Annotated in this window: 17 protein-coding genes and 1 pseudogene; 10 read left to right on the top strand and 8 right to left on the bottom strand. The window is 65.7% G+C overall.

The genetic code is table 11. The features are described 5' to 3' along the window. Positions 1-150 precede the first annotated feature (150 nt). Entirely contained in the window at positions 151-1,314 is a 1,164-nt protein-coding gene (nosP, locus tag J4P02_RS23515) for a nitric oxide-sensing protein NosP (RefSeq protein WP_426194749.1), read from the top strand. Next, on the top strand, positions 1,244-3,886 hold the full coding sequence (gene nahK / locus J4P02_RS23510) for a hybrid sensor histidine kinase/response regulator NahK/ErcS' (protein WP_426194747.1): 2,643 nt from the start codon (positions 1,244-1,246) through the stop codon (positions 3,884-3,886). The genes nosP and nahK overlap by 71 nt, the downstream gene beginning before the upstream one ends. Before the next feature lie 95 nt (positions 3,887-3,981). Here the strand turns inward: nahK and J4P02_RS23505 are convergent, their stop codons facing one another. The 6 genes from J4P02_RS23505 to J4P02_RS23480 all read right to left on the bottom strand — a co-directional run bounded on the left by J4P02_RS23505 (position 3,982) and on the right by J4P02_RS23480 (position 9,148). Further along, the gene (locus J4P02_RS23505) at positions 3,982-4,647 is read right to left on the bottom strand and encodes a response regulator (protein WP_426194745.1); all 666 of its coding nucleotides are present in this window, start codon (positions 4,645-4,647) and stop codon (positions 3,982-3,984) included. Between the two features lie 48 nt (positions 4,648-4,695). After that, entirely contained in the window at positions 4,696-5,238 is a 543-nt protein-coding gene (locus tag J4P02_RS23500; RefSeq protein WP_426194743.1) for a PQQ-dependent catabolism-associated CXXCW motif protein, read from the bottom strand. Positions 5,239-5,412: 174 nt separating this feature from the next. Next, complete coding sequence (locus tag J4P02_RS23495; protein ID WP_426194741.1) at positions 5,413-6,204, bottom strand: ABC transporter permease; 792 nt, start codon at positions 6,202-6,204, stop codon at positions 5,413-5,415. Continuing rightward, on the bottom strand, positions 6,201-6,944 hold the full coding sequence (locus J4P02_RS23490) for an ABC transporter ATP-binding protein (protein WP_426194739.1): 744 nt from the start codon (positions 6,942-6,944) through the stop codon (positions 6,201-6,203). Before J4P02_RS23490 ends, J4P02_RS23495 begins: the two co-directional genes overlap by 4 nt. Next, positions 6,941-7,915 (bottom strand): YVTN family beta-propeller repeat protein, encoded by a 975-nt coding sequence (locus J4P02_RS23485; protein WP_426194737.1) that lies wholly within the window; start codon positions 7,913-7,915, stop codon positions 6,941-6,943. The genes J4P02_RS23490 and J4P02_RS23485 overlap by 4 nt, the downstream gene beginning before the upstream one ends. Positions 7,916-7,945: 30 nt before the next feature. Then, on the bottom strand, positions 7,946-9,148 hold the full coding sequence (locus tag J4P02_RS23480; protein ID WP_426194736.1) for an ABC transporter substrate-binding protein: 1,203 nt from the start codon (positions 9,146-9,148) through the stop codon (positions 7,946-7,948). A 155-nt stretch (positions 9,149-9,303) separates the two neighbouring features. On the opposite strand from J4P02_RS23480, the gene J4P02_RS23475 reads away from it, so the two are divergent. From J4P02_RS23475 to J4P02_RS23450, 6 genes and pseudogenes are all read left to right on the top strand, one after another. Further along, positions 9,304-9,426, top strand: coding sequence for a hypothetical protein (locus J4P02_RS23475; RefSeq protein WP_426194734.1), 123 nt, complete (start codon positions 9,304-9,306; stop codon positions 9,424-9,426). Between the two features lie 2 nt (positions 9,427-9,428). Further along, complete coding sequence (locus J4P02_RS23470) at positions 9,429-10,688, top strand: histidine kinase (protein ID WP_426194732.1); 1,260 nt, start codon at positions 9,429-9,431, stop codon at positions 10,686-10,688. Then, positions 10,688-11,329, top strand: coding sequence for a response regulator transcription factor (locus tag J4P02_RS23465; RefSeq protein WP_426194730.1), 642 nt, complete (start codon positions 10,688-10,690; stop codon positions 11,327-11,329). The genes J4P02_RS23470 and J4P02_RS23465 overlap by 1 nt, the downstream gene beginning before the upstream one ends. Before the next feature lie 157 nt (positions 11,330-11,486). Then, on the top strand, positions 11,487-12,308 hold the full coding sequence (locus J4P02_RS23460; protein ID WP_426194936.1) for a type IV toxin-antitoxin system AbiEi family antitoxin domain-containing protein: 822 nt from the start codon (positions 11,487-11,489) through the stop codon (positions 12,306-12,308). Between the two features lie 87 nt (positions 12,309-12,395). Beyond that, positions 12,396-12,491, top strand: a pseudogene (locus J4P02_RS23455) (nucleotidyl transferase AbiEii/AbiGii toxin family protein); the annotation flags it as partial. Between the two features lie 119 nt (positions 12,492-12,610). Then, the gene (locus tag J4P02_RS23450; protein ID WP_426194934.1) at positions 12,611-12,676 is read left to right on the top strand and encodes a hypothetical protein; all 66 of its coding nucleotides are present in this window, start codon (positions 12,611-12,613) and stop codon (positions 12,674-12,676) included. Positions 12,677-12,742: 66 nt separating this feature from the next. Here J4P02_RS23450 and J4P02_RS23445 read toward each other — a convergent pair whose 3' ends face one another. Further along, positions 12,743-13,399, bottom strand: a complete 657-nt coding sequence (locus J4P02_RS23445; RefSeq protein WP_426194728.1) for a pentapeptide repeat-containing protein — start codon at positions 13,397-13,399, stop codon at positions 12,743-12,745. A gap of 168 nt (positions 13,400-13,567) precedes the next feature. Beyond that, on the bottom strand, positions 13,568-15,454 hold the full coding sequence (exaA, locus tag J4P02_RS23440; protein ID WP_426194726.1) for a quinoprotein ethanol dehydrogenase: 1,887 nt from the start codon (positions 15,452-15,454) through the stop codon (positions 13,568-13,570). Between the two features lie 253 nt (positions 15,455-15,707). Between exaA and pedF the strand changes: the two genes are divergently transcribed. Together pedF and J4P02_RS23430 are read left to right on the top strand one after the other, a co-directional pair. Next, positions 15,708-16,169, top strand: a complete 462-nt coding sequence (gene pedF / locus J4P02_RS23435; protein ID WP_426194723.1) for a cytochrome c-550 PedF — start codon at positions 15,708-15,710, stop codon at positions 16,167-16,169. A 5-nt stretch (positions 16,170-16,174) separates the two neighbouring features. Next, a complete protein-coding gene (locus J4P02_RS23430; RefSeq protein WP_426194721.1) occupies positions 16,175-17,050 on the top strand; it encodes a substrate-binding periplasmic protein in 876 nt (291 codons plus the stop codon). Positions 17,051-17,059 lie beyond the last annotated feature (9 nt).

The following is a 17,059-nucleotide window of genomic DNA, read 5'->3' as shown; positions in this document are numbered from 1 at the left end:
CGCCGGGACGCCGGCCGCCCGGGCGGGAGCAAGCTCCCTCGCCACAGCACCTACGCCCATGGAACTGCCCACCCGCTACCCAAGTAGCATTCGTGCCCCCGGGCCGGCTTCGTACACTCATCCCTCAGACAACCCACGCCGGAGGCGAGGATGCAGCAAGCCCACAGCGAGGGCGTGGTCAGCGCCATGTCCCAGGCCGCCGACCCGCAACAAGTGGCCCAGGACCTGGCCCGCCAACTGCTGCACCCGCACCTGGGTTTCGTGCTGTTCTTCTGTTCCGCCGAATACCCCCTGCAAGCCCTTGGCACCGCCCTGCAACAGAGCTTTGGCGGCATTGCCCTGGTGGGCTGCACCAGCGCCGGGGAAATCACCCCCCTGGGCTACGGGCGCAATTGCGTGACCGCCATCGGCTTCGATCACCGGCACTTTTCCATCGCCGCCGAGCTGATCGACCAGATGGAGCACTTCAGCCTGATAGACGCCCAGCGCATGGTCGAGCGCCTGGTGGGTGGCTGCCGCAGCAACAGCCTGGCGCCGATCAAGGGCAACAGCTTCGCCCTGACCCTGCTGGACGGCCTGTCGAGCCGCGAGGAAATGGTCCTGACCGCCCTCAGCGCAGCCCTGGGGGACATTCCCCATTTCGGCGGCTCGGCCGGCGATGACAATCGCCTGACCCACACCCACGTGTATTTCGGCGGCGAGTTCCACAGCGGCGCGGCGGTGGTGGTGCTGGTCAATACCTGGCTGGATTTCGAGGTGTTCACCACCCACCACATCCTGCCCCGGGAAGACAAGCTGGTGGTCACCGGCGCCGACAGCGCCCAGCGCCGGGTCTATGAACTCAATGCCGAGCCCGCCGCCGAGGAATACGCACGGCTGATCGGCGTGCCGGTGGAGCGCCTCGACCACCGGGTATTCGCCGCTCACCCGCTGGCGGTGCGGATCAACCAGCACTATTACGTGCGCGCGGTGCAGCAAGTGCACCCGGACCTGAGCCTGAGTTTCTACTGCGCCGTGGAAAACGGCATCGTCCTCACCGCCATGAGCCCCGGCCCCTTGCTGCCCAACCTGCAGACGCTGTTCGACGGCTTGCAGCAACGTCTGGGCAGCCTGTTGCTGACCATCGGCTGCGACTGTTTCCTGCGCCGCCTGGAGCTGGAGGGGCAGGGTGGCCTGGAGCGCATCGGCAGCTTTTTGCGAGAACAACGGGTGATGGGTTTCAACACCTACGGAGAACAGTTCAATGGCATGCACATCAACCAGACCTTCACCGGGGTCGCCATTGCCCGCAGTCGAACTCCGGCCCGTCGCTGAACTGCAAGCGCAGCTCGACTGCCTGCAGCGCGAGAACCGCAAGCTGCGGCGGATCAACGCCGCGCTGATCGAGCGGGTCGAATCCGGCATCACCCGGGGCCATGACCCTTATGCGGCGTTCCAGCATTCGGTGGTGCTGGCCGAGCAGGTGCGCGAACGCACCGACGCCCTGAACCAGGCCATGGCCGAGCTCAAGGCCGGCAACCACTTGCTCAGCGAAGCGCGGCTGCGGGCCGAGACCGCCCACCAGCACTTGATCGACGCCATCGAGAGCATCTCCGATGCCTTCGTGCTGTTCGACCAGGAGCAGCGCATTGTGCTGTTCAACAGCCGCTTCCGCGCCTTCTGGAGCCACAGCCGGGTGCGGATCATGGCCGGCATGCGCCTGGCCGAAGTCCGAAGGCTGCTCACCAGCACCGGGTTGTTCAGCGAAGAACCCCGCAGCGGCGGCGACGAACAACTGCTGTATCGCCTGCACAACGGTCGCTGGCTGCAGGTCAGCGAGCGGCCGACCCGGGAGGGCGGGCGGGTGATCCTGTTCACCGACATCACCGAGGTCAAGCACAGCGAAACCCTGCGCCGCGAGCAGGCGGTGGCGCAGAAATCCCACCTGCTGCAACGGGCGGTGGACAACCTGTCCCAGGGCGTGGCCATGGTCAACGCCGAGGGCATCCTCGAGTTGTGGAACCGGCGCTTCCTGGAACTCAGCGGGCTGGCCCCGGTGGCGGCCCATCGCCTGTTTGCCGAGGTGATCGGCGACAGCGAACTGCAGCTGCTGAGCCCCGACAGCCGCGACCGCAATGGCCGGCCGATCCACGAATGCGAACAGCGCCTGAGCGATGGCCGGGTGCTGGAGATTCGCACCCACCCGCTGCCCACCGGCGGTTTCGTCAACACCTTCACCGACATCACCGAGCGCTACCAGCACGCCGAGGCCCTGAGCGAAAGCGAGCGCTGGATTCGCCTGATCACCGACCATGTGCCGGCGCTGATCGCCTACCTCAATGCCGACCTGGTGTATGAGTTCACCAACAAGGTCTACGAGGAATGGTACTGCTGGCCCCGGGGCGTGATGCTCGGCCAGAGCCTGCGCGAAGTGCACAGCCAGCAGCATTACCAGCGCCTGGAATGCTATGTGGAGCGGGCCCTGGCGGGGGAGAGCGTGACCTTCGAATTCGCCGAAACCAACATCAACAACCAGGAGCGCTACATGCTGCGTTCCTATGTGCCCAACCGCCTGGCCAATGGCGAGGTGGTGGGGATCTTCGTGCTGATCCGCGACATCACCGAGCGCCGGCGTACCGCCGAGGCCTTGCACCAGGCCTACCAGAACCTGGAGCTGCGGGTGCGCGAACGCACCGCCGAACTCACCAGCCTCAACCAGCAATTGCTGCGCGAGATCGAAGAGCGCAGCCGGGTCGAGTCACGGCTGCGCGAGGCCAAGGGCGAGGCCGAGCGGGCCAACCTGTCGAAGACCAAGTTCCTTGCCGCGGTCAGCCATGACCTGCTGCAACCCTTGAATGCCGCGCGGCTGTTCACCAGCGCGCTGCTGGAGCGCCGCGATCCCCAGGCCAGCAGCGCCTTGGTGCGCAATGTCAGCAACTCCCTGGAGGATGTGGAAAACCTGCTGGGTACTTTGGTGGATATTTCCAAGCTCGACGCCGGGGTGATCAAGGCCGATATCGCCCCGTTTGCCCTCAGTGAACTCTTGGAAAACCTCGCCGCGGAATACGCCCAGGTGGCCCGCAGCGAGGGCCTGGTGTTGCACTTCGTGGCCTGCTCGGCGCTGGTGCGCAGCGATATCCAGCTGCTGGCGCGGATCCTCCGCAACCTGCTGAGCAATGCCATCCGCTACACCCGCCAGGGCCGCGTGGTGTTGGGGTGTCGACGCCAGGGGGGCTGGTTGTCGATTGAAGTCTGGGACAGCGGCATGGGCATCGCCGCCGAGCGCCTGGAGGAGATATTCCAGGAGTTCAAGCGCGGCGAAGAACAGCGCCCCGACCAGGATCGCGGCCTGGGCCTGGGGCTGGCCATCGTCGAGAAAATCGCCGGTATTCTTGGCCACCGCATCAGCGTGCGCTCCTGGCCGGGGCGTGGTTCGGTGTTCAGCGTGCAAGTGCCCATCAGCACCAGCGCGCCCCTGGCGCCAGCGCGTCCGCAACCGGGCGAAGCCCTATTGGAGCGCCTGCACGGCGCACGGATCTGGGTGCTGGATAACGACGCGGCCATTTGCGCCGGCATGCGCACCCTGCTCGAAGGCTGGGGCTGCCAGGTGGTGACGGCCCTTTGCGAAGAAGACCTGGCGCGCCAGGTGGACGACTACCGTGCCGAGGCCGACCTGCTGATCGCCGATTACCACCTGGACCGCCAGCAGAACGGCATCGACGCCGTGGCGCGGATCAACGCCCGTCGCGCCCTGGCGATCCCGGCGATGATGATCACCGCCAACTACAGCAACGAGCTCAAGCAGCAACTGCGGGAACTGGGCCACACCCTGATGCACAAACCGGTGCGGCCAATGAAACTCAAGACCGCCATCAGCCACTTGCTGAACCCAACGCGGCATCCCTGACAACCGTAGGAGCTGGCTTGCCAGCGAAGGGGCCCGCAAGATTGCCTTCGCCGGCAAGCCGGCTCCTACAGGATCGGCGGCACGATCAGCGACATTCAGCGGCGCAGATAGGCACCGAAATCGATATCCCCGGCACTGAGAATCGCCTGCACCCGATTGTGCACATTCAACTTGCGCAAAATCGCCGAAACATGGGCCTTCACCGTGGTCTCGGCAATATCCAGGGTGTAGGCAATCTGCTTGTTCGACTCGCCCTTGGTCATCCGCTCCAGCACCAGCAGCTGCTTGCGGGTCAGCGCCTGCAACAGTTCCGGCGGAAAGCTCGGCGCCTCGCTGCTACGCCGCCCCGGCGGGCTTTTCTGGGTGCGGATAATGTCCGGCGGCAAGTACACATTGCCATTGAGAATCTGCTCGATGGCCTCGGTCATCTGCGAGCGGGGCGAAGACTTGGTGATAAACCCCACCGCGCCATAGGTAATGGCCTGCAGCACGACCTGCTTGTCCTGCTCGGCGGAAACGATCACCACCGGAATGGTCGGCGCCTCGTTGCGCAGGGTGATCAAACCGTTGAGGCCGTGCATGCCCGGCATATTCAGATCCAGCAGGATCAGGTCCAGGTCGTCGTGCTCCTGGGTCAGGGCCAGGGCGCTGTCCAAGTCGGCGGTTTCCATCACCTGGCTGCCGGGAAAACCGTCGCTGATCACGTTGTGGATGGCTTCGCGAAACAGTGGGTGATCGTCGGCTATCAGAATTTTATACATGGCCTTTCACCTCGTTATTGTGATTGTGCGGGGGGGGCTCTAGCGGCTTCAGGGAAAGGCTTCCGGCTGGGCCGCCACCACCGGCAGGCCGGCGGCTTCCCAGGCGTCCAGGCCGTCGCGATACCAGTAGAGAGAGGTATAGCCCAGGGCTGCCGCGCGTTTTACCGCGTTCCAGCTCAGCCAGCAATCGGCGCGGCAGTAAAACACCAGCGGCTGTTCCCGGGCGCCGGCGCTGAGCTGTTGCAGGTGGCGGCTGAAGTACTGCTGCCACTCGGGGCTCAGTTCGCCGTCGCCGGTGTTGGCCAGCCAATGGCTGCCGGGCAGGTTGGCGTGGGGCTCGCTGTCGATGAAGCGCCCTTGCAGCCATTGCCGGCGGTAGACGTCGATCAGCAGTGGCCGTGGCTGCTGTTGCAGCAAGGCCTGCAGGCCCGGGGTGTCGATGATCTGCGCCGCCTCGATGGTGCTGGGCGTGGGGCTGCGATACAGGCTGGTGCGATAACCTGCGGCGGAAAACAGCGAGGTATCGGCATGGGCAATGCCCAGGGCCAGGCTCAGGGCGAGCGCGGCCAGGGGCTGCATGGCACGGGGCATAGGCTTTGTCCTTCTTGTTATAGGCCCATTACATGCCAGGGCGCAGGCTTTGTGAATGCGACCATCGACAGCAAAAGCAGTACCAAAGTCGTAGATCGCGAGCCGGCATGGCCCCCTGTAGGAGCCGGCTTGCCGGCGAAGGGGCCCTTGGGTTTTGAGGTGTGTGGTTGTGCCTCAGGTGTTCTTGCGCAGGGCGGCGTGCTGCGGGTTGAAGGTCAGCACCGCCAGCAGCGCGAACACCAGGGTCAGGCCCAGGCACACCGCCAGCGCCAGGGGGTTGAAACGCTGGTAGAGGGCAAAACGCACCAGCTCCACGGCATGAGTGAAGGGGTTGAGGGCGCACAGCCAGTACAACCACTGGCTGGCCTCCTGCATCTTCCACAGCGGGTACAGCGCCGAGGACAGGAAGAACAGCGGGAAGATCACGAAATTCATCACCCCGGCGAAGTTCTCCAGCTGGCGGATGGCATTCGACAGCAGCAGCCCCAGGGCGCTGAGCAGCAGGGCCACCAGCAGCAGCGCCGGCAGGGCCGCGAGCAGGCCCAGGGCCGGTGGTTGCACACCGTACAGCCAGGCCACGGCGAGGAAGGCATAGACCTGCAGCAGTGAAATCAACGAGGTGGCCAACAGCTTGCCGGCCAGCAGGAAGGCCCGGGGCAGGGGGCTGGTCAGGAGGAGGCGCATGCTGCCCATTTCCCGGTCGTAGACCATCGACAGCGAGCCCTGCATGCCGTTGAACAGCAGGATCATGCAGGCCAGCCCCGGGACTATGTAGACCTCGTAGGGAATGTAGGTGCTGTAGGGCTCGATAATGGCGATGCCCAGGGCCGCGCGAAAGCCGGCGGCGAACACCAGCAGCCACAGCAGCGGCCGCACCAGGGCGCTGAGAAAACGTGTGCGCTGCAGCACGAAGCGCAGCCATTCGCGCAGCAGGATGCCGCGCAGGCAATGCCAGTAGGCGTTCATGCCGGTGCTCCTGTGGCCGGGGTGGGCGCCGTCAGGCGGGCGAAGGCGCTGCCCAGGTCGCCGTCCTGTTCCTCGCTGATGGCGCCGGCCACGCCACTGGCCACCAGGCGCCCCTGATGCAGGATCAGCAACTGATCATCGGCCTGTACTTCATCCAGCAGGTGAGTGGTCCAGAGCACGCTCAGGCGCTGTTCCCGGCACAGTTGGCGGATGTGCCGGTTGAGCGCCAGGCGGCTGGCGGGGTCGAGGCCGGCGCTGGCTTCGTCGAGCAGCAGCAGGCGCGGTTGATGCAGTAGGGCACGGGCGATTTCCACCCGTCGGCGATGGCCGCCATTGAGGGCGCGCACCGCTTCCCGGCGCCGCTCGGTCAAGCCCTGGCGTGCCAGTTCGGCATCGATCCGCGCTTGCCCCTGGCGCCGCGACAGGCCATGCAGGGCGGCGTGATAGTGCAGGTTCTGCTCCACGCTCAGGTCCAGGTCCAGGGTGCTTTGCTGGAACACCACGCCGAGCTGGCCCAGGGCGGCGCGGGCGGCGTTGCGTAAGGAGCAGCCGCCGACGCGGATATCACCCTGTTGCAGGTCGTAGAGCCTGGTGAGCAGGGCGATCAGGGTCGACTTGCCGGCACCGTTGGGCCCCAGCAGCGCGGTAAAGCTGCCGGGGGCCAGGCTCAGGCTGACCTGGTCGAGGGCCCGACGGGCGCCGTAGGCAAAGCTCAATTGGCTGACTTCCAGGGCGTTCATGGGGTCACCACCACGCCCCAGGGATAGCGCCCGACCTTCACCGACTTGAGCACCTTGAGGCTCTTCACATCGATTACCGAGACATCGCCGCTGACCCCGTTGGTGGCCAGCAACTGGCTCTGGTCCGGGGTAAAGGCCAGCTGCCAGACCCGCCGCCCCACCAGCAGGTAGTCGAGAATCTCGTAGGTCTTGGCGTCGATCACCGCCACGTGGTTGGCCGGGCCCAGGGCGACGAAGGCGTACTGGCCGTCGGCGCTGAGCTTGATCCCCACCGGCTGCACCTTGTCCGGGTGCACGCCCTTGATCTTGAAGTTCAGGGTCTTGAGCACCTGGCGCGTGGCCACGTCGAGGATGGTCACGGTGCCGCCGATTTCCGCCGAGGCCCAAAGCCTGGAGCCGTCCTGGTTGAACTCGACGAAACGCGGGCGCTGGTCCACCAGGGTGCTGTCGGCCAGGGTCTGGGTGCGGGTGTCGATCCAGTGCAGCATGTTGGTGGTTTCACTGGTGTTCACCGCCCACCGGCCGTCGGGGCTCACCGCCATGCCTTCGGGCTCGACTCCGACGTTGATCTGGCCGAGGACCTTGGCGGTCTCGGTGTCGATCACCGTCACCAGCGCATCGTCCTCGTTGGACACGTACAGCCAGCGGTTGTTGGGGTGCAGGGCGAACTGCTCGGGGTCCTTGCCCGAGGGCAGCTCCTTGACGATCTTGCGGGTGGCCACGTCCATCACCTGGACCCGGTCCGAATCGCTGGCGCAGATGTACAGCAGCTGGTTGTCATGGGACAGCAGCAGCCCGCGCGGGCGCTGGCCCACGGGCAGGGTGGCGGTGACTTCCAGGCTCTGCATGTCGATCAGGCTCAGGCTGTTGTCCTTCTCGTTGGACACCCAGGCGGTGGCGGCCAGGGCCTGCCCGGCGGCGAGTAGCAGGGCTGCGCCCAGAGCGGAGCGGCAAAGATCGGAGCGGCGCATGGCGGATTCCTTGTTGTTGTGGTTTTCGGATCAGGGGTAGCGGCAGGTCACTTCGGGGCGGTCGTAGCCCAGGCTGTCCATTTCATTGAAGGGGTGCAGGAAGCCTTCCTGGGGCGAGGTGCTGACCAGGGCCCGGGGCTGCACCAGGGGAATGGGCTGACGCAGTTCGCCGTTCCACGGCCGGTAGCTGAGCTTGCGGCCCTTGAAACCGTCCAGGGGCAACTGCTCGCTGAGCAGCAGGGCCTGCAGGGCCCGGGGGTCGTCCTGGCGCAGTTTGCTGACCGCGCTGGCGATGCTGCGCACGGCCATCCAGGCGGCGAAATCCCGGTCGTTCATCCAGCGCCCGGCCTGGGCCTCGAAGCGCTTTTGCAGTTGCGCGGCGCCGAAGGTTTCCACGCTCTTGTGCCAGCCGGTGGGGGTCAGGCCCTGGGTGCCGGCCACCGGGCGTGGCAGCCAGGTCTGGTAGGGCAGGTATTCGCCGAAGTCGCCGCGCTCGTCGGCCACCAGCACCACGTCGTACTCGGCGGCCTGGGTGAACAGCGGCATGTCGGCCTGGGCGCTGCGGCGCTGGTCGTTGTCGAAGGTCCAGGGCTTTTCCGCGACGAGCTTCAGGCCGAAACGCTGCAGGGCCCGGCGCAGGGCATCGGCGTAGGCGCGGTCGTCCTCGGTCTGGCCAACGATCAGCAAGGCCCGCTGCCATTTGCGCAGGGCCAGGAACTGCGCCAGGGCGTCGGCCAGCATCGCCCGGCCGGGCAGGCTGTGCAGCACATTGCCCAGGCACTGGCTGCTGCGCAGGCGGTCGTCGGGGCTGCCGGCATTGAACAGCAGGCTGTCGGGCAGGGCGGCGGAGAGTTGGCGCAGGCTGGCCGCCGGGGCGTTCACCACGAACAGCCGCAGGCCCTGGTCATGCTGGGCCTTGGCGGCTTGCAGCAGGGCTTCGGGGCTGTCGACGCTGGCGCTGTCGAGCTGGAACTGCTGCTTGAGAAAACGCCCGGTGCTGTTGCTGTCGACGATCGCTAGCTTAGCGCCCTGCAACCCGGCGTCCGTGGGCTCGGGGATGATGTTGGACAGCAACGGACCGGGGTCGGGGCGATAGCCCAGGTAACCGATGCGGATCTGCAGGGGGGGCTCTGTCGCCTGGCTGGCGGCCGTGGGCAACAGCGCCGCGCTCAGGGCCAGCAGGCAGGTCAGGGCCCGCAGGTAGGTCGGGATGGGCGGGGCAGGCTGGCGCATAAGGCACTCCACGGCAGGTGGCGCCAGCATAGGAACAGCATCGGGGCGGGGAAATATGCAGAAAGTAGCGCTCGGGCAGTACCAAGGTAGTAACCCGGGGCGCGTGCCGGGGTTTTAGCATGGGCGCAGCGGCCCTGACCCTGGAGAGAACCGCCATGCGCCTGATCAAAGTGCTGCTGTTGCCCTTGCTGCTGATCCTCAGCCTGATCGGCGTCGACCGCCTGCACGGCCCGCGCCCGGTGCTGCCCCAGGCGCTGCCGCTGGTGCCGGGGCGCTAGGCGTGTCGGCGCTGTGGCGGATCAACCTGTGGGTGACGGCCTTCTTCGCCGTGGTGACCCTGGCCTGCGCCGGCTTGCTGCTGCATCAGGCGGTGGCCGATGTCGAACGTGAATTGCAATCCGCCGAGGCGGTGGTGGAGTACCTCAGCGACAGCGCCGCACGCAATCCGGCGGGCCTGCAACCGCGTTTGACCCAGAGCCTGCGCCATGTGCGGGTGCACTGGCTGGCGTCAGGGGAGGTGGCACGAATGCCCGCAGAGGCAGGGCTGGATGCCTGGCTCGGCCGCCAGTTGTTCAGTGACCGTCGGCACAGCGCCCGCGAACTGGATCTGGGCGACGGGCGCCGGGTGCTGATCGCCGTGGACGCCCGTGACGAGCTCGACGAAGTCTGGGATTCCCTGCAACAGCTGCTGAGCCTGTGCGGGCTGGCCCTGCTGCTGAGCCTGATGAGCATCCGCTGGGCGGTGCGCCGTGGCATGGGCCTGCTGGATGATTTGCTGCGGGCTTTGCAGCAAGTGTCCGGCGGGCAGCTGGCGGTGCGCCTGCGCGAGGCCGGCCTTCCGGAAGCGCGGCAGTTGGCCGAGCACTTCAACCGCATGACCGCGACCCTGGAACAGACCCGGGCCGACAACGCCCAACTGACCCAGGCCCTGTTGGCGGTGCAGGAGCGCGAGCGCACCTACCTGGCGCAGACTCTGCACGATGACCTCGGGCAGTACGTGGCGGGCATTCGCGCCCAGGTCTGCCTGCTGCGCATGGTGGCCGACCAGCCCAGGGTGGTGGCGCACACCGCGCAAACCCTGGAGCTCAATTGCCAGCACCTGCAACAGGGCTTTCGCGCCCTGGTGCAGGACCTGTACCCGGTGGTGCTGCAGCACCTGCCGCTGGCCGAAGCCTTCGGCCTGCTGGTGAGCCAATGGCAGGCGAACCAGGGCATTGATTGCCAGTTGCGGGTCACCGAGAACCTGCCGCCGTTGTCCGGCCCAAGCAAGACCCATCTCTATCGCCTGCTGCAAGAGGCGCTGACCAATGTGGCCCGGCACGCCGGCGCCAGTCAGGTGCGAGTGCGCCTGCAACGCAGTGGCCAAGGCCTGCGCCTGCTGGTGCGCGACAACGGGCGTGGCGCCGTTCAGCCCCAGCGCCCCGGGGTCGGCCTGCATTCGATGACCGAGCGTGCCCGCAGCCTGGGCGGCGAACTGCGCATTCTCAGTCGCCCTGGCGCCGGTTGGGCGCTGGCCCTGAACATGCCCCTGGAGGCCTGATGAATATCTTGTTGGTGGATGACCACGCAGTGGTGCGCCAGGGCTATGCCAGCCTGTTGCGGGCGGTGCTGCCGGCGATGCAGGTGCGCGAGGCGGCCAGCGGCGAAGAGGCCCTGGCCCGTGTGGCGGAACAAGTGCCGCAACTGGTGATCATGGATTTCGGCTTGCCGGGCATCAGCGGCCTGGAGACCACCCGCCGCCTGCGCCAGCGCCTGCCGCAACTGCGGCTGCTGTTCTTCAGCATGCACGACGAACTGCCCCTGGTACGCCAGGCCCTGGACGCCGGGGCTTCGGGTTACCTGACCAAGAACTCGGCGCCCCAGGTGCTGATCGAGGCCGTGCACCGGGTACTGGCCGGCCACGCCTACATCGAACAACCCCTGGCCACCCAACTGGCCTGCACCCCCCAGCAGAACACCAGCGACCCGCGCCTGCAGAGCATGACCCAGCGCGAGCTGGAGATCTTCGTGATGCTGGCCAAGGGCACCCCGACGCGGCTGATTGCCGAGCAGCTGTGCATCAGCGCCAAGACCGTGTCCAACCATTTGACCCTGCTCAAGAGCAAGCTGCAGGTCAGCTCCCAGGCACAGCTGGTGCATCTGGGAATAGACATGGGAGTGGTGAGAAGTGGCAAGTGGTAAGCGGCAAGGCAAGCCACAAGCAGCAAGGTGTCAGTGGAGAGATGTAGATTGTTGAGTTTTTTCTAGCCAATAGATAGTCACTTTAAGTGACTATTCTTCAATATATATAAACCTGTGTTGATTGCACTCGGTTTATTTGGTCTATATTTTGCCCACTATGAGTGAGCGAAATTATAGAAAATTAAACCAGCTACTGGAAAAACTGGGCGATTCAACCCTGGTGACCAGTCGTTGGCTGCGTGAACACGGCTACGCCAGCAACCTGGTCGCGCGCTATGTGGCCAGCGGTTGGCTGGAGTCGCCTGCCCGTGGTGTCTACCTGCGCAAAGGTGGCCACCTGTCGTGGCAGGGTGTGGTGCGCACGTTGCAGCAGGCTGAGGGCTTGGCCTTGCATGTAGGCGGTCGTTTCGCGCTGGCATGGCGCGGCCATGAACACTATTTGCGGCTGGGGGCTGGTGCGAGCGTGACGCTCTATGGCCCGGAGCCTATTCCAGCTTGGGTCGGCAAGCTGTCACTCAAGGACGAGGTCGTTGGCTGCAGCAAGGGACCTTTCGATTTCCCGGCTTTGCAGAGCTTCACTGAAGTGACGGACAACGAGCTTCGCGACAGGGGGCTTGAGCGCGTTTTCCAGGATAGCCAGGCCGATGGCGTGGTGTTCTCCACTCCGGAGCGGGCCATGCTGGAGCTGTGCGATGCGCCAGCCAGTGCGGACCTGGTCTATGAGGCGGATGCGCTGATGCAGGGCCTGGCCAACCTGCGTCCAAAGCGGGTAGAAGCCTTGCTGCGCAATTGTTGCAGCATCAAGGCCAAGCGCCTGTTCCTGGCTCTGGCGCAGCGTCATGGTCACGCCTGGCTGTCCCATGTTTCCCTGGAGGGTATCTACCTCGGGCGCGGCAAGCGTTCCTTGGTGCCGGGTGGTCGTCTGCATCCGATCTATCACATCACATTGCCGGTGGACCTGGATGAACAACTGGGATAGGCGTTACACGGACCGGGTACAGCTACTGGTGGAAATCCTGCCGTTGCTGGCCCGAGAGCCCGGTTTGCGCTCAAGGGCGGTACCGCTATCAATCTCTTCGAGCATGACCTGCCGCGGCTGTCTGTCGATATCGATCTGACCTGGCTCCCGGTGCAGGACTATGCCCAGGCGATGCCGCAGATCAGTGCAGCCATGGGACGCATTTCCGAGTCCCTGAGGGCTGCGCCACTGCGCCTGCGGGTTCAAGCCTCGGTTGCGCTTCTGCTCTGGTGCTGGATTTCGCCGATCTCTATGCCGGCAAGATGGTCGCGGCGCTGTCTCGGCAGCATCCACGGGATCTGTTCGATCTAGAGGCGATGCCGGCATAGGTTTCCGGCGATCGAACTCGGGCCGCGGCAGCACGCTACAGATCCTGTTTCGCATCAGGCAAGCACTCACTTCTCCCAACTCCCCGGACACCCCACACAGCCCTGCATATTGGCATCCTGGAAATTCCCGTAATGCTGCCGCGACCCGCTCAGGTCGGCGCGTTCCAGGTTGCTTTCGCCGAACTTGGCTTCCTGCAAGTTGGCGTCGCTCAGGTTGGCCCCTTGCAGGTCGGCCTTGCTCAGCCAGGCCATTTCCAGGTCCGCCGCTTGCAGCTTGGCCTGGTGCAGCTTGGCCCCGGACAGCCGGGCAAATTGCAGGTAGGCGGCGCTGAGGTCGGCCTGGTTGAATTGCGCGCCCTGGGCGAACAGCCCCCAGCCCTGGATTGCTACCAGCTTGGCGTTGCTGAAGTCCGCCAGGCGCAGGTTGCTCTGTTGCAGGCTGGCGCGGGTCAGGTTGGCGCCCTGCAGGCGGGCCTGTTCCAGGTTGGCCAGGTCCAGTTGGGCATGGCGCAGGTCGGCTTCACGCAGGTCGGCGCCGGCCAGGTTCATCTTGCGCAAATCCTGGTTGGCCAGGTTGGCGCCCCGCAGGTTGGCGCCGGGGCACTGGCTGGACTCGGCAATCAGGCAGCCGTTGACGGTTAGCGGCAGATCGTTGCCGTCGTCGACATTCATCGCCAAGGCGGGGGAGAGGGCCAGCAGCAGGGCCAGTGGCAGGTAGTTCATGGTGCGGTTCTCCAGGAGTGAATGCAGGCGTGGCGAGGGAGCTTGCTCGCGCTGGAAGGCGCAGCCTTCCCTGGGCCTGAGTCCGCGGTCTGTCGGGTGCGATTGTGGATTCAGGTTTCGGGGGCGCTGCGCGTCCGAGCGGGAGCAAGCTCCCTCGCCACAGGTTGGTCAGCGGTGGGCGGTCTGGTTATCCCAGCTGGGGATCTTGAACACCCAGAACGAACCACCCTGGGCCACCGGCTTGGTCAGTTCGGCCATGTCGCCGCCCCACAGCGGCACCGCGCCGCCGTAGCCCACGGTCACGCCGATGTACTGCTCGCCGTCCTGCTCCCAGGTGATGGGCGGCGAGACGATGCCGCTGCCGGTCTGGAATTTCCACAGCTCCTTGCCGGTCTTGGCGTCGAAGGCCTTGAAGAAACCGTCGCCGGTGCCGGTGAACACCAGGTTGCCCTTGGTCGCCAATACCCCGGCCCACAGCGGCAGGTGTTCCTTGTGCTCCCACACCAGCTTGCCGGTGCTCGGGTCCATGGCCCGCAGGGTGCCGACGTGGTCCTCGTACATGCGCTTGATGCGAAAGCCCATCCCCAGGTAGGCCGAGCCTTTCTTGTAGTTCACTTCCTCGGTCCAGTACTCCTCCTTCCACTGGTTGCCGGGGATGTAGAACAGCCCGGTGTCCTGGCTGTAGGCCATGGGGTTCCAGTTCTTGCCACCGAGGAACGGCGGCGACACTTCCACCGGCTTGCCCTTGGTTTCACCCGGCAGCGGCTTGGCCGGGCGCTGGCCGGGGTTCTCCACCGGGCGCCCGGTCTTCAGGTCGATATGGCTGGCCCAGGTGATGTTGTCGACAAAGGGGAAGGCGTTCTGCAATTTGCCGTTGTTGCGGTCCACCACATAGAAGAAGCCGTTGCGGTCGGCGTGGCCGGTGGCCTTGACCACTTTGCCGTCCTTGCCCTTGTAGTCGAACAGCACCAGTTCGTTGTTACCGGAGAAATCCCAGGCGTCATTGGGGGTGTGCTGGTAGAACCATTTCACCTCGCCGGTGCTCGGGTCCACGCCCACCTGGCCCGAGGTGTAGAGGCTGTCGTAGTCGTGGGGGTTGCCGTCTTTCGCGGTGCGCGCCCAGGTGTTCCAGGGGCCAGGGTTGCCGGCGCCGACGATGATGGTGTTGCTCTCGGCATCGAAGCTGGCGCTCTGCCAAGGGGCACCGCCGCCGTGGCTCCAGGCCTCCACCTTGCCGGTCTCGGTGGTCTTGTCGTCGGGCCAGGAGGGCGCCTTGACGTCGCCGGTGGGGGTGCTGTCCTTGCCGTTCAGGCGGCCCATGTGGCCTTCGACAAAGGGTCGCATCCACACCTCGTCGCCGGTGTCCGGGTCGCGGGCGAACAGCTGGCCGACCACGCCGAACTCATCGCCGGAACTGCCGTGGATCAGCAGCACCTTGCCGCTGGTCTTGTCCTTGATCAGCACCGGGGCGCCGGTCATGGTGTAGCCGGCGCTGTGGTCGCCGAACTTCTTGTTCCACACCACCTTGCCGGTGTTCTTGTCCAGGGCGATGAGCCGGGCGTCGAGGGTGCCGAAGTAGATCTTGTCGCCGTAGATCGCCGCGCCGCGGTTGACCACGTCGCAGCACGGGCGAATGTTATCCGGCAGGCGGTGGTTGTAGGTCCACAGGCGCTTGCCGGTCTTGGCGTCCAGGGCGAACACCCGCGAGTAGGAACCGGTGACGTAGACCACGCCGTCGCTGACGATGGCCTGGGATTCCTGGCCGCGCTGTTTCTCGTCGCCGAAGGAGTAGGACCAGGCCGGAGTCAGCTTGAACACGTTCTTATCGTTGACCTGGGCCAGCGGGCTCCAGCGCTGGGCGTTGGTGCCCATGCCGTACTGCAGCACGTCGGTGGTGGTCAGGTGGTCGTTGGCGATGTCTTCCCAGGTAACGCGCTTGCCGGCAGCTGCCGCCGGGGCGCTGGCCGCTGTGGCCGCCGTGCTCAGGGACAGGCTGGCGGCCAGCAGCACCGCCAGGCTCAGCGGAGAAAGGGCGGGTAGCGATCTTATGGTCATGGTTGCAGTTCCCAGTGGAGGTTTTGGCCCGACTAGGGTCTGCCGAGGGGCGCCTTGGGAGATACGGAAAAAGTCCCGCCCTTGCCGGGAATAGTTCCCGTGCGGCACCTGATTTGGAACAGCGCCACAAGCCCTACTACCAAGGGAGGAGAGCCCGGCCACCAAAGCAGCATACGGTGGCCTGCGGGCTGTTTCTAAGATGGCGGCATGGCCTCTGTCATGAGGTCTTGCGTGCAATCTTGAGGGCATAACAATGACAACAAAACGCAACGCCTTGCTCGTGCTGGGGCTGCTGGCCGGTGCCTTGACCACCGGCGCTGTATGGGCCCATGGCAACGTGGTGCCCCAGGCGGTGGAGACCAAGGGCCTGACGCCGATCAAGGATGCCGGAGTGGCCGTCGATGGCGACGGCTGGGCCGCGGTCAACCCCTATCGCACCTCCCCCGAGCACGCCAAGGCGGTGGAAATCGGCGCCTCGGCCTATAACCAGAACTGCGCCGCCTGCCACGGCCTGGAGGCCAAGTCGGGAGGGATAGCGCCGGACCTGCGCCTGCTCGATGTCGGCGACGCCGGGGACGAGTGGTTTGTCGAGCGGGTGCGCCACGGTGCGGTGCGCGATGGCCGGGTGTACATGCCGAAAATGGCCGACTACCTGAGCCAGGAAGCCCTGTGGGCGGTGCGCACCTACCTGGACAGCGTGCACGTCGAGGAGTGAGCGCCATGGGTCGCTTCGTGCTGTTCCTGGCGAGCCTGTTGCTGGTCTGTGCAGCGGCGCAGGCCGGGGTGCGCAACTACGACAGCATCATCGCTGCCGGTGAGCTGAAGGTGGCGGTGTACCAGGATTTTGCCCCCTACAGCTTCGAGGAACAGGGCCAGCCCCGGGGCGTCGACGTCGAACTGGCGCAAGCCCTGGCCCAGGCCCTGGGAGTACGCCTGCAACTGATCTGGGCGCCCCCCGGGGAGAAGCTCGACGACGACCTGCGGGACTACATCTGGCGCGGCAGCCCGCTGCGCCACCAGCAGTTGGCCGACCTGATGCTGCGCGTGCCCTACGACCACGACTACGCGCAAAGGCGCAATGAGCTGGGGGAGTTGGCCAACGGGCAGGTGGTGATGTTCGGCCCCTATCAGGAAGAGCGCTGGCAGGTGGCCTTTGATCGCCGCCGCCTGAATTCGGTGGCCAGTGTCGCGGTGTTCCAGCAGCACCCGATCGGCGTCGAGGTGGACAGCGTGCCGTCCTTCTACCTGACCTCGGTGTTCAACGGCATGCTCAGTGCCAAGACCCATCACTACCCCAGCGTGCAACAGGCCTTCGGTGCCCTGCGCGCCGGGCAGGTGGACGCGGTAATGGCCATGCGCGGCGAAATCGACTGGCAGCTGCACCAGGCCGGCGACCCGCAACTGGCCCTGGCGGAAAACGCCTACCCCAACCTGGGCAAGCAGCAGTGGGAGATCGGCATGGCGGTGCATGAAAGCAACCGCCAGCTGGCCTATGCCGTGGAGGAGGCCCTGGAAGGGCTGATCCGCGACGGTCGGCTCAAGGCCCTCTATGCCCGTTATGGCCTGCGCTACGACGTGCCCGAGATGTATCAATAGGAGCAAGGC

The organism is Pseudomonas sp. NFXW11, assembly GCF_049887815.1.
GTDB lineage: Bacteria > Pseudomonadota > Gammaproteobacteria > Pseudomonadales > Pseudomonadaceae > Aquipseudomonas.
Note: the sequence above shows the minus strand (reverse complement) of the source record. Positions and strands in the feature narration are given on the sequence as shown.